This is a genomic window from Brevundimonas sediminis, from assembly GCF_048799765.1.
GTDB lineage: Bacteria > Pseudomonadota > Alphaproteobacteria > Caulobacterales > Caulobacteraceae > Brevundimonas.
Genome location: NZ_JBLYQK010000006.1, coordinates 128,636 through 140,232, shown reverse-complemented (window position 1 = coordinate 140,232; position 11,597 = coordinate 128,636). Strand labels below are relative to the sequence as shown.

General features: G+C 69.4%; 11 protein-coding genes. 7 read left to right on the top strand and 4 right to left on the bottom strand.

Annotated elements, in window-relative coordinates; all coding sequences use genetic code 11:
• Positions 1–363: 2-C-methyl-D-erythritol 4-phosphate cytidylyltransferase (locus ACLQ7T_RS05870; protein WP_420478570.1), on the bottom strand; the 363-nt coding region annotated here is incomplete at its 3' end.
• 64 nt (positions 364–427) lie between these two features.
• Between ACLQ7T_RS05870 and dusB the strand changes: the two genes are divergently transcribed.
• The 7 genes from dusB (at position 428) to ACLQ7T_RS05835 (ending at position 9,724) form a co-directional block, all read left to right on the top strand.
• A complete protein-coding gene (dusB, locus tag ACLQ7T_RS05865; protein ID WP_420478578.1) occupies positions 428–1,480 on the top strand; it encodes a tRNA dihydrouridine synthase DusB in 1,053 nt (350 codons plus the stop codon).
• Positions 1,477–3,780: a sensor histidine kinase gene (locus ACLQ7T_RS05860; protein WP_420478569.1), complete on the top strand. Its 2,304-nt coding sequence runs from the start codon at positions 1,477–1,479 to the stop codon at positions 3,778–3,780. The genes dusB and ACLQ7T_RS05860 overlap by 4 nt, the downstream gene beginning before the upstream one ends.
• Positions 3,781–3,790: 10 nt before the next feature.
• Positions 3,791–5,206 carry a nitrogen assimilation response regulator NtrX gene (gene ntrX / locus ACLQ7T_RS05855; RefSeq protein WP_420469598.1) on the top strand — a complete coding sequence of 472 codons (1,416 nt, stop codon included), beginning with the start codon at positions 3,791–3,793 and terminating at the stop codon, positions 5,204–5,206.
• Positions 5,203–6,066: a D-amino-acid transaminase gene (locus ACLQ7T_RS05850; protein ID WP_420478568.1), complete on the top strand. Its 864-nt coding sequence runs from the start codon at positions 5,203–5,205 to the stop codon at positions 6,064–6,066. Before ntrX ends, ACLQ7T_RS05850 begins: the two co-directional genes overlap by 4 nt.
• A 114-nt stretch (positions 6,067–6,180) precedes the next feature.
• On the top strand, positions 6,181–6,426 hold the full coding sequence (gene hfq, locus ACLQ7T_RS05845; RefSeq protein ID WP_131249128.1) for an RNA chaperone Hfq: 246 nt from the start codon (positions 6,181–6,183) through the stop codon (positions 6,424–6,426).
• Between the two features lie 191 nt (positions 6,427–6,617).
• Positions 6,618–7,919, top strand: a complete 1,302-nt coding sequence (gene hflX / locus ACLQ7T_RS05840; RefSeq protein ID WP_420478577.1) for a GTPase HflX — start codon at positions 6,618–6,620, stop codon at positions 7,917–7,919.
• A gap of 167 nt (positions 7,920–8,086) precedes the next feature.
• Positions 8,087–9,724 (top strand): Na+/H+ antiporter, encoded by a 1,638-nt coding sequence (locus tag ACLQ7T_RS05835; protein WP_420478567.1) that lies wholly within the window; start codon positions 8,087–8,089, stop codon positions 9,722–9,724.
• A 3-nt stretch (positions 9,725–9,727) separates the two neighbouring features.
• Here the strand turns inward: ACLQ7T_RS05835 and ACLQ7T_RS05830 are convergent, their stop codons facing one another.
• From ACLQ7T_RS05830 to mazG, 3 genes are read right to left on the bottom strand one after another with little or no spacing between them, the layout of a single operon-like run.
• The gene (locus ACLQ7T_RS05830; protein WP_420478566.1) at positions 9,728–10,225 is read right to left on the bottom strand and encodes a DUF805 domain-containing protein; all 498 of its coding nucleotides are present in this window, start codon (positions 10,223–10,225) and stop codon (positions 9,728–9,730) included.
• A 32-nt stretch (positions 10,226–10,257) separates the two neighbouring features.
• On the bottom strand, positions 10,258–10,806 hold the full coding sequence (locus ACLQ7T_RS05825; protein ID WP_420478565.1) for a DUF1643 domain-containing protein: 549 nt from the start codon (positions 10,804–10,806) through the stop codon (positions 10,258–10,260).
• Positions 10,803–11,591 (bottom strand): nucleoside triphosphate pyrophosphohydrolase, encoded by a 789-nt coding sequence (mazG, locus tag ACLQ7T_RS05820; RefSeq protein WP_420478564.1) that lies wholly within the window; start codon positions 11,589–11,591, stop codon positions 10,803–10,805. Before mazG ends, ACLQ7T_RS05825 begins: the two co-directional genes overlap by 4 nt.
• Positions 11,592–11,597 lie beyond the last annotated feature (6 nt).

Here is an 11,597-nt window from a genome sequence, read left to right as displayed (position 1 = left end):
ATAGGGCCAGGGCACGGTGTGGATCATGTTCGACTTGAACCAGGTGAAGGGTTTGACGAGCACCGGCCGGTCGTCTGGTCCGCCCAGCGCCGCCAGCCCGGCCTGCACCGAGTCGGCCCGCGTCGCGCCGCCGGTCACCGCGCGCCAGCCGGTCAGCCCGTCCAGCGCAGCGGCCGCCTCGCTTTCCGAACCGGCTGAAACGACGACCACCAAATCCTGCGCGCCCGCCTTCAGCAGGGCCTCGACGGACCAGCGGATCACCGGCCTGCCGCCCAGCAGACGCCATTGCTTGGCGCCGCCCGAGCGGGATCCGGAACCGGCCGCGACGACGACGGCGGCGAAGGCGGGGAGGGCTGAAGTCATGTCCGGCCTTCTAATCGCCGCCGTGATGCTTGACGAGAGCGGTTCGAACGGCGGTAAGGGGCGGATGAGCGCAGGCCTTCAGATTGGCGACGTGTGGGTGCCCGGCCGGGTGCTGACCGCGCCCATGACCGGGATCACCGATCTCCCGTTCCGCCTGCTCGCCTCCCGACTGGGCGCGGCCTATGTCGCCACCGAGATGGTCGCCGCCGCCGAGCTGGCCCGCGCCCGTCCCGACGTGGTGCGCCGGGCCGCGGTCGGGGCGGGTCTTCCGCTCACCGTGATCCAGCTGGTCGGCCGCGATCCGGAGGCGATGGCGCAGGGCGCCCGCATGGCCGAAAGGGCGGGCGCGGACATCGTCGATCTGAATTTCGGCTGCCCGGCCAAGGAGGTGACCGGCGCCGCCTGCGGCTCGGCCCTGATGCGCACCCCGGACCTGGCCTGTCGCCTGATCGAGGCGGCGGTGAACGCCACCAGCCGCCCCGTCACCGTCAAGATGCGCCTCGGCTGGGACGACGCCAGCCGCAACGCCCCCCTGATCGCCGCGCGCGCGGAAGAGATCGGGGTGAAGGCGGTCACCGTTCACGGCCGCACCCGCCAGCAATTCTACACCGGCAAGGCCGACTGGACCGCCGTGGCCGATGTGAAGGCCGCCGTCTCCATTCCGGTGGTCGTCAACGGCGACATCCTGACGGCCGACGACGCGCGCGAGGCGCTGCGGCAATCGAACGCGGACGCTCTCATGCTGGGGCGCGGCGTCTATGGCCGCCCGTGGCTGGCGGCGCATCTGGAGCGGGCCCTGGCCGACGGGACGGTCCTGCAGGAGCCGGATCGCGAGGAACGGCTGGCCATCGTCATCGAACATCTGCGCGCCTCGGTCGGCTTCTACGGCCTGCCGCTGGGGCTGAAGATGTTCCGCAAACATCTGGGCTGGTACGTCGAGCAGGCGCCCTGGCCCGGCGACCCGCTGGCCCGCCGGGCGGCCAAGAGTCGGCTGTGTCGCCTGGAAAGTCCGCAGGAGGTTGAGGCGGCGCTCACAGATCTGTGGTCTGCGGTGACGCTTTCCTGCAACTCAGCTGTTGATATCGCGCCACAGCTGGTCAAAGCTGGAGGGGCATGACGGACACACCCTCCGCTGACAACGCACCGACGTCGGCCGCCCCGGGCGGCCCGGCGGGCTGGTTCGCTGACTGGTCGGAGACCCGCCGTCGCAATGCCTTCCTGATCGCCTTCGCCGTCGCCCTGGTGACCAATATCGCGGCGATCTGGCTGGTCGCCGTCGCGCCCGGACTGGCCGGGGAAGGCGCCCGGGCCTCGGTCGGCGAGAGCGTGCTGCTCATCCTGATCGCCAACCTGCTCCTGATCTTCGGTCTGGCGGGCGTGGTCGGGAAGCGGGCCTTCGGTCTCGTCCGGCGCAGGCGGGGCGATGCGGGCGCGCGGCTTCACCTGCGCTTCGTGATCCTCTTCTCCTCGGTCGCCCTGGTCCCGGCGGTCCTGATCGCCCTGGTGTTCGGGGTGCTGGTCAACCGCGGGGTGGATCAGTGGTTCAGCGACAATGTGCAGGCCGCCGTCGACAACGGCGCCGCCATCGGCCTGGCCTATACCAGCGATGTCTCCAACGAGATCGACGCCGACATCTCGGTCATCGCCGAACAGCTGGAGGGGATCCGTCCGCTGTTCGGCAACCGCATCCAGTTCTCCGACGCCCTCAGCCAGGTGGGCCAGCTGTTCGGCTATCCGGCGGTCTATATCCTCGACGCGGACGGCGATGTGCTGGCCAGCGGCGAGGGGCCCGGCGCCCCGCCCTATGTCGCGCCGTCCCGCGAGGCGCTGGAGGAGGCGCAGACGCAGGAGCAACCGTCGGTCCAGCAACTGACCGAGGGGCCGGACGCCATCCGCGGCCTGCACGCCTTCCCGGCCTATGGCGACGCCTATCTCTATCTCGTGCGCCCCCTGCAGCCGGGGCTCATCGGGCAGGTGGCTTCCGCCCGGGAGTCCATCGTCGCCTACAAGGAGGCCGAGGACAGCCGGGCCCGCATCCAGGCCGTGTTCGCGCTCAGCTATGTCGAGACCGCCCTGCTGGTGCTGGTCGGCGCCGTCTGGCTGGGCATGTCGGCGGCCAACTCCATCTCGGCGCCGATCGGCCGGCTGGTCGTCGCGGCGGACGCCGTGGCCGGCGGAGACCTGTCGGCCCGCGTGGACGCCGACGACGGTCCGGGCGAGATCAAGACCCTGTCGGCCGCCTTCAACCGCATGACCGGCGATCTCGAGGCGCAGCAGTCCGCCCTGCGCGCGGCCAGCGAGGAAGCCACGGGGCGCTCCCGCTTTATCGAGCAGGTGCTGTCCGGCGTCTCGGCCGGCGTCATCGGGGTGGACCGCCAGCGCCGCGTCTCGGCCATCAACGACAGCGCCGTCGACCTGCTGGGCATCTCCGGCGAGGGCGTCATCGGCCGGCTGCTGGGCGAGGTCTCGCCGGAGCTCAGCGACCTGGCGCGCCGGGCCGAGGCCCACATCGAGGAAGAGATCGACGTCGCCAGCGAGGGCGAGACCCGCCGTCTTCGCGTCCGCATCGAGGGCGGGGTCGGGGGCGAGATGGTCCTGACCTTCGACGACATCACCCGTCTGGTCACCGCCCAGCGCAACGCCGCCTGGCGCGACGTGGCCCGCCGGATCGCCCACGAGATCAAGAACCCCCTGACCCCGATCCAGCTGTCCGCCGAGCGCCTGCGCCGTCGCTATCGCAAGATGGTCGAGGAGGACGTCGAGGTCTTCGACCGCTGCACCGAGACCATCATCCGCCAGGTCGGGGACATCGGCCGGATGGTCGATGAATTCTCGTCCTTCGCCCGTATGCCGGCCCCTCGCTTCACCGCCGTCAGCCCGGCGGAGCTGCTGCGCGAGGCGGTGTTCGCCCAGCGGGTGGCCGCGCCGGACATCGACATCGACCTGATCGAGCCCCTGCCCAAGCTGACCTTCCACGCGGACCGCCAGATGGTCGGCCAGGCCCTGACCAACATTCTCAAGAACGCCGGCGAGGCGGTGGCGGCGCGGCGCGAGGCCCAGCCCCGGCCCGGCGACGGCGACGGCCCCGGCATCTCGGCCCGGTTGGTGATCGAGGACGGCGCGGACCAGCAGAAATGGGCGACCTTCGTCATCGAGGACGACGGCGCGGGCCTTCCCGCCCGCGACCGCGACCGGCTGACCGAACCCTATGTGACCACGCGCGAGAAGGGCACGGGCCTCGGCCTGGCCATCGTCAAGCGCATCTGCGAGGAGCACGGCGGCGAGCTCAAGCTGGCCGACGCCGACACCCTGTCCGGCGCCCGCGTGTGCCTGATCTTCCCCCTGAAATCCCCAGTGAAGGCCGCGGGGCTGAAGGATGCGAAAGCGTCCGACGGCGTCATCCCGGCGGCGGAATAAGTGAGGCGATATGCGTTCCACCGGAGCTGACATTCTGGTCGTCGACGACGAGGCCGACATCCGCGAGCTGGTCTCCGGCCTGCTGGAGGACGAGGGCCATTCGGTCCGCGTCGCCTCCAACTCCGACGAGGCCATGGCCGCGATCCGCGCCCGCCGCCCGTCCCTGGCCCTGCTCGACATCTGGATGCAGGGCGGCGGTCTCGACGGCCTGGAGCTGCTGGACGTCATCAAGGAGCTCGATCCGGATCTCCCGGTCGTCATGATCTCGGGCCACGGCAATATCGAAACCGCCGTCAGCGCGCTCCAGCGCGGCGCCTATGACTTCATCGAGAAGCCGTTCAAGTCGGACCGTCTGGTGGTGGTGGTCCAGCGGGCGCTCGAGGCCTCGGCCCTGATGCGCGAGAACCGCCGGCTGCGCGCCCAGGTCGCCGTGCCCACCGGCCTGATCGGCAAGTCCGCCGCCGCCCAGACCCTGCGCAGCACCATCGCCAAGGTGGCCCCGGCCAACAGCCGCGTCCTGATCTCCGGCCCGCCCGGCTCGGGCAAGGAGCTGGTCGCCCGTCAGATTCACGACGCCAGCGCCCGCGCGCGGGGCGAGTTCGTGGCCATCGCCGCCGCCGGCATGACGCCCGAGCGGCTGGACGTCGAACTGTTCGGCGAGGAGGGCGGCGACGGACGTCCCCGCAAGATCGGGGTGTTCGAGCGCGCCCATGGCGGCACCCTCTATCTGGACGATGTCGGCGACATGCCCCGCGAGAGCCAGAGCCGCGTCCTGCGGGTGCTGGTCGAGCAGCGCTTCCGTCGCGTCGGCGGGGAACAGGACGTCCAGGTGGACGTGCGCGTCATCACCTCGACCTCGCGCGACCTCAAGCAGGAGATCGCCGAGGGCCGTTTCCGTGAGGATCTCTTCCACCGCCTGAACGTCGTGCCGATCCGCGTGCCGGCTCTGTCCGAGCGCCGCGAGGACATCCAGGAGCTGGTCGACTATTTCATCGAGAGCCTGTCGAGCTCGCAGGGGCTGCCGAAGCGCCGGCTGGGCGACGACGCCATCGCCGTGCTGCAGGTCCATCCCTGGCCGGGCAACGTCCGCCAGCTGCGCAACAACGTCGAGCGGCTGCTGATCCTCGCCACCGGCGACGTCAACGACCCCATCGGCGCCGACGCCCTGCCGCAGGAGGCGACCAGTTCCGGCCCCAACACGGCGCTCGGCGCGGAACGCATCATCGCCCTGCCGCTGCGCGAGGCCCGCGAGGTGTTCGAGCGCGAGTATCTGGCCGCCCAGATCATGCGGTTCGGCGGCAACATTTCCCGCACCGCCGCCTTCATCGGCATGGAGCGCTCGGCCCTGCACCGCAAGCTGAAGTCCCTGGGAGTCTCGCCGTCGCGTGGCGGCGAGGAAGAGGAAGAAGGACCCGTCGAGGCATGAGCCGCGTCGCCTACGTCAACGGCCAGTACGTCCCGCACGGGCAGGCCAGCGTCCATATCGAGGACCGCGGCTTCCAGTTCGCCGACGGCGTCTATGAGGTCTGGTCGATCTTCGATGGCCGGATGGCCGACTTCGACGGCCACATGACCCGCCTGCACCGCAGTCTGAACGAGCTGCGCATCGACATCCCCATGTCGCGCGAGGCCCTGACCGCCGTGCTGAAGGAGACCATCCGGCGCAACCGGGTGCGGAACGGCATCGTCTATCTGCAGGTCACGCGCGGCACGTCGCGCCGGGATCACCCGTTCCCGCCCGAGGGCACCCCGCCCAGCGTGGTCATCACCTCGAAGTCGATCAGCCCGATGAAGACCGACGCCACCGCGGCCAACGGCGTGGCGGTGGTCACGACGCCGGACATCCGCTGGGGCCGGTGCGACATCAAGACCGTCGGCCTGCTGCCCAACGTCCTGGCCAAGCAGCACGCCAGGGACCGCGGCGCCTATGAGGCCTGGATGGTCGACGACATGGGGCTGGTGACCGAGGGCTCCTCGACCAACGCCTGGATCATCGACGAGAACGGCAAGCTGCGCACGCGCGACACCCAGGCCAATATCCTGCGCGGCTGCACCCGCACGACCCTGCTCGACATCCTCAAGGAAGAGGGCATCGAGCTGGAAGAGCGCGCCTTCACGGTGGAAGAGGCCAAGCGGGCGAAGGAAGCCTTCTTCACCGCCGCCGGCGCCTTCGTCATGCCCGCCGTCTCCATCGACGGGGTGAAGATCGGCGACGGCAAGCCGGGCCCGGTCGCGACGCGCCTGCGCCAGCTTTATATCGAGCGAGGGACGCGAGACGCGATCTGACCGGGATTCCCGGTTGCGACCGTCGCCCGGGCCGTTAAGGTGGCCGGGCCGGCGTCGACCGGTCCCGCGCCGCTCCTCCGGCCGGAGAACAATCAAGAACGGGAACTACCCGCCATGTCGCAAGACAAGCGTCAAAACCTTCAGGACACCTTCCTCAACTCGGTCCGCAAGACCAAGACGCCGCTGACCATCTTCCTGGTCAACGGGGTCAAGCTGCAGGGCATTGTGACCTGGTTCGACAACTTCTGTGTGCTGCTGCGCCGCGATGGCCAGTCGCAACTGGTCTACAAGCACGCCATCTCGACCATCATGCCCTCGGCCCCGGTCCAGCTGTACGAGCCGGACGCCGACGAGGACTGATCTCGGACGCCGCGCGTTGGCGGCTTGAAGAGTGAAAAGTGCTGGTGAGCAAGGGGTGAGCGGGTGCGCGCGCTCCGTTGTTTCCTATATTGCTTGTAGCTGGCGCGGCAGGCCGCATTCGCGCGCCGTACGCTCACGGCTTGCTCACTAGCACTTTTCACCCTTCACCATCCGATACTCGAGACACCCTTCTGACCACCAAGCTCATCGACCATTCCGTGCCGCTCATCCGGGCGGTCGTCATCCATCCTGACGGACGTTCCGACAGCCCCCGGCTGGCGGAGGAGCGTCTGCAGGAAGCCGTGGGTCTGGCCGCCGCGCTGGACCTCGACGTGCGCGCCGAGGAGATCGTGCGCGTGCGCAAGACCACGCCCGCCACTCTGTTCGGCTCGGGCAAGGTCGAGGAACTGGCCGCCCTCGTGCGCGCGGCCGAGGCGGAGGCCGTCGTCGTCGACGACCAGCTGACCCCGGTCCAGCAGCGCAATCTGGAGAAGGCGTGGGAGTGCAAGGTTATCGACCGCACCGGCCTGATCCTTGAAATCTTCGGCCGTCGGGCCCGCACCAAGGAAGGGCGTCTGCAGGTCGAACTGGCGCGGCTCGACTATGAGCGGTCGCGTCTGGTCCGCACCTGGACCCACCTGGAGCGCCAGCGCGGCGGCACCGGCTCGACCGGCGGTCCGGGGGAAACCCAGATCGAAATCGACCGCCGCCTGATCGCTGACCGCATCGTCCGCCTGAAGGCCGAGCTGGAGGAGGTGCGCCGCACTCGCGGCCTGCACCGCAAGGCCCGCCAGAAGGTGCCTTTCCCGACGGTGGCCCTGGTCGGCTACACCAACGCCGGCAAGTCGACCCTGTTCAACCGGCTGACGGGGTCCGAGGTCTTCGCCAAGGACCTGCTGTTCGCGACGCTGGACACGACCCAGCGCACCATCCGCCTGCCACAGGGCCGTCCGGCCATTGTCGCTGACACCGTCGGCTTCATCTCCGACCTGCCGCACGAACTGGTCGAAAGCTTCCGCGCCACGCTGGAAGAGGTGGGGGAGGCCGATCTGATCCTGCACGTCCGCGATATCGCCAGCCCGGACTCCGACGCCCAGGCGAAGGACGTCGAGGCGGTGCTGGAGCAGATCCCCGCCGTGGAGGGCAAGACCCGTCGCGTGCTGGAGGTCTGGAACAAGATCGACCTGCTGGACGCGGACGCCCGCGAGAGCATCCTCGGCCATGCCGAGCGCCTGCGGACGCAGGGCAAGGCCGTGGCGGTGTCGGCCTGGACCGGGGAGGGGATCGATCCCCTGCGCGAGACCATCGCCGGCCTGATCGACGACGATCCGGAAAGCGACTTCACCCTCGAACCGCATCAGGGCGAGGCTTTGGCCTGGCTCTATGCCAACGGCCGGGTCACGGGCCGCGAGACAGACGACGAGGGCCGCACCCACGTCACCGTCCGCCTGCACCCGGCGGCGCTGGGGCGCTACGAGCGTCAGTTCAGCTGACCGCGCGTCCAGTTTTGACGCAGGGCCGTGCCATACTGCGGCGTCGGTGATTCCGTCGCGGGGAAGACCGGAAGGTGCAGGTGTCGGTCTGTGGGATTTCAGGGACTTGCCTGCCTTTACCGGACTCACCGGACTCATTTTTTTTCGACGGCGCGGAAGGCGGTTGAATGCATCTGATCGAGACCACCCTTCTGCTGCTGCTGGCGGTCGTGGTGTCGGGTTCGATCGCCCGCATCACCCGCATCGCCCTGCCGTTGGTCCAGATCGCGCTGGGGGCCGGGATTGTGCTGGTCACCGGCCAGACGGTGGATCTCGAGCCGGACATCTTCTTCCTGCTCTTCCTGCCGCCGCTGCTGTTCCTCGACGGCTGGCGCATCCCCAAGGAGTCTCTGGTCCGCGACCGGGCCATCATCCTTGAGCTGGCCCTGGGGCTGGTGATCTTCACCGTCATCGGCCTCGGCTTCCTGCTGTGGTGGATGATCCCCGAGATGCCGCTGGCGGTGGCCTTCGCCCTGGCCGCCATCCTGTCGCCGACCGATCCGATCGCGGTGCAGGCCATCGCCGCCCGCGCCCCGATCCCCAAGCGGCTGATGCACATCCTCGAGGGCGAGTCCCTGCTGAACGACGCCACCGGCCTGACCGCCATGCGGCTGGCCATCGTCGCGGCCTCGACCGGAACCTTCGTCCTGACGCAGGCGATCGGCAGCTTCCTTTGGCTGGCGGTGGCGGGCGTCGCGGCGGGCGTGGTCGTCACCCTGGCGATCAGCACGGTGAAGGGCTGGATCAGCCGTCGTTGGGGCGAGGATGTCGGCGCCCAGATCCTGATCAGCCTGTTGATCCCCTTCGCCGCCTATCTGGTGGCGGAAGAGCTTCGCGCCTCGGGCATTCTCGCCGCCGTCGCGGCGGGCATCACCATGAGCTTCACCGAGCGAGGCGGAAGCCGGGGCCAGTCGCTGGCCATGACCCGGATTCGCCGCGCCGTCGTCTGGGACACGGTCCAGTTCGTCGCCAACGGCATGATCTTCGTCATTCTCGGCGAGCAGATGCCGTCGATCCTCTCCCGCTCGGCGGAGATCGTCGCGGGGACCAGCCGTCCCGAAGTCTGGTGGCTGGCGGTCTATGTCGCGGCCACCTTCGCCGCCCTGGCCGCCCTTCGCTTCATCTGGGTGTGGACCTCCCTGCGCCTGACCCTGTTCCGCCGTCGCCGTCGGGGACCGCCGCCCAAGGTCGGTCTGCGCCTGACCACCGTGATGTCTCTGGCGGGGGTGCGCGGCGCCATTACGCTGGCCGGTATCCTGACCGTGCCCTTCGCCCTGGACGACGGCACGCCCATGCCGTCCCGGACGCTGGCGATCTTCCTCGCCGCCTCGGTGATCATCGTCTCCCTGGTCGTGGCGACCGTGGCCCTGCCCAAACTTCTCAAGGGCGTCGAGCTGCCGCCCGAACCCTCACACCAGCGCGAGGAGGACCACGGGCGCGTCACCGCCGCCCAGGCCGCCCTGATGGCTATCGAGGACGCGTCCCACGACCTCGCCGAGGGCAAGTCCAATCCCGACCTTTACAGCGACGTCGCCAGTCGTCTGATGGAGATCTATCGCCACCGTATCGAGAGCCGGACCCGCACCGATGAGGACGACGTCGAGGCCGCCCGCCTCGGCGACGCGGTCGAGCGCCAGCTCCGCCTCGTCGGCCTGAACGCCGAGCGCGACGAGCTGCGCCGCCTCGCCCGCAGCCGCGAGATCGACGAGGTCACGGCCAAGAAGCTGATCCGCGAGATCGACTTGCAGGAGCTCAGGTACAGCTAGGGGTCAGCTGTTGGGAGGGCGGTAGTTGCGCGGCCCCTTCGGCATGCGGGAGGTGTAGAATGGCTTGGGCGGCGGTCCCCAGGCGTTGCTGGCCCGGGAGCCCTCCTTCAGGCCCAGTACGGAGGCAAGCCAGGCGAAGGCCGCCAGATACAAACCCCAGAACCAGAGGGGATCGACGTAGGGAACTTGGCCATAGACAAGGGAGGCCTTCAGCACGACGACTGCCCCGACATACGGCCACCATGGCAGCAGGCCGACACCCAGATCCCGGGCGCGGCGCAGGGACACACGGTACTGCACCCAGAGGACGAGGGTCAGGATCGTGGCGACGATAGCGACGACCAGAGCGACCCAAAGCCAGGGCGCCATCGGTGCGACTGCCCGCCTGACAGCGCCCAGCAAGGTGCGCTCGACGTAGAAGCCGATTGCGACCGAGCTGAAGACGGTCCCCCACCATTCGATCCGGCTTGCGCGCAGGGATCGGGCCTGTGGCATCGACATCGGCTGCTCTTCCTGTTCGTGATCGGCGGAGACTAGACCGGGTACGGTATCAGGGGGGTGTCCGCACGCAAGTAAAGCGGGTGTTTGGGGCTGCCGTCGCCGTTGGTCCCGAGGCACCAGAGGGGGACGCCGTCCTCGCGCAGGGCCTCGATCAGGGCCTGACCAGCAGGGGCCAGCGCCTTGTTCAGCTTGCCGTGGCACAGGACCACCAGCCCAGCCCCCGCCGCCGCCTTGCGGATGGCGGGCAGATTTTCGGGCGAGGAGGCCTCGACCCCCGGCGCCAGCAGCATCTTCGGGTCGGTGGCCCGGTAGTCGCCGACGTTGGCCTTGACCATGGCGTCGAAGCCTTCGCGTTGCGCAAATGTCCACTCCCGGGCGCAGGTCGGGTCGTTGACCGTCCCGTCCGCCGTCGAGGGGTTCATGCCGATGAACAGGACGTAGCGCTCGGGGAAGGTCTCTCCCAGCCAGCGCCGCATCAGTCGCCGATAACGCCCGTCGGCGCTGAAGCTGGCGTCGCCGTTGACCCCCGGCATCAGGGCCAGCCGGACCTTGCCGCCCGGATCGTGCTGGTCCGCCGTCATGCCCGCTCCGCCGCCTTGGCCGCGTCCCACAGACCGTCCATCTCGGCCAGGTCCGACTGCTCCGGCGTCTTGCCGGCCTTGGCCAGCTCGGCCTCGATGAAGGCGAAGCGGCGCACGAATTTGGCGTTGCAGCCCCGCAGGGCGTCCTCCGGCTCGACCCCCAGCTTGCGCGCCAGGTTGGCGACGACGAACAGCAGGTCGCCGACCTCGCCCCTGGCCTTGTCCAGATCGCCCGCGGCGATCTCGGCCCGCAGCTCGGCCACCTCTTCGTGCAGCTTGTCGAAGACCTCATCGGTCGAGGGCCAGTCGAAGCCGACGCGGGCCGCCCGCTTGGTCAGCTTGGCGGCGCGGGCGAGGGCGGGCAGGCCGACCGGCACGTCGTCCAGCACGCCGTGCTGGGCCTTGGCGGCGCGCTCGGCGGCCTTGATGTCCTCCCAGCGGGCCTTCTGCGCCACGCCGTCCGCCTTGGCGGCCTCGTCCCCGAAGACGTGCGGATGGCGGCGCTCCAGCTTGTCAGCGATGGCGTTGGCCACGTCGTCGAAGACGAACAGGCCCTGCTCCTCGGCCATACGGGCGTGGAAGACCACCTGGAACAGCAGGTCGCCCAGCTCGGACTTCAGCTCGGTCCAGTCCTTCCGCTCGATGGCGTCGGCGACCTCATACGCCTCCTCCAGCGTGTACGGCGCGATGGTCTCGAAGGTCTGCTCCACGTCCCACGGGCAGCCGCCCTCGGGGGCGCGCAGGCGGGCCATGATGGCGTTCAGGCGGTCGATGGGGGTGGTCATGGGCAG

What these genes read in the sequence shown, in the direction of transcription:
- dusB (WP_420478578.1), top strand. Translation starts at nt 428, where the DNA reads ATGAGCGCAGGCCTTCAGATTGGCGACGTGTGGGTGCCCGGCCGGGTG.
- mazG (WP_420478564.1), bottom strand. Translation starts at nt 11,591, where the DNA reads ATGACCACCCCCATCGACCGCCTGAACGCCATCATGGCCCGCCTGCGC.
- ntrX (WP_420469598.1), top strand. Translation starts at nt 3,791, where the DNA reads ATGCGTTCCACCGGAGCTGACATTCTGGTCGTCGACGACGAGGCCGAC.
- hfq (WP_131249128.1), top strand. Translation starts at nt 6,181, where the DNA reads ATGTCGCAAGACAAGCGTCAAAACCTTCAGGACACCTTCCTCAACTCG.
- ACLQ7T_RS05830 (WP_420478566.1), bottom strand. Translation starts at nt 10,225, where the DNA reads ATGTCGATGCCACAGGCCCGATCCCTGCGCGCAAGCCGGATCGAATGG.
- ACLQ7T_RS05835 (WP_420478567.1), top strand. Translation starts at nt 8,087, where the DNA reads ATGCATCTGATCGAGACCACCCTTCTGCTGCTGCTGGCGGTCGTGGTG.
- ACLQ7T_RS05825 (WP_420478565.1), bottom strand. Translation starts at nt 10,806, where the DNA reads ATGACGGCGGACCAGCACGATCCGGGCGGCAAGGTCCGGCTGGCCCTG.
- ACLQ7T_RS05860 (WP_420478569.1), top strand. Translation starts at nt 1,477, where the DNA reads ATGACGGACACACCCTCCGCTGACAACGCACCGACGTCGGCCGCCCCG.
- ACLQ7T_RS05850 (WP_420478568.1), top strand. Translation starts at nt 5,203, where the DNA reads ATGAGCCGCGTCGCCTACGTCAACGGCCAGTACGTCCCGCACGGGCAG.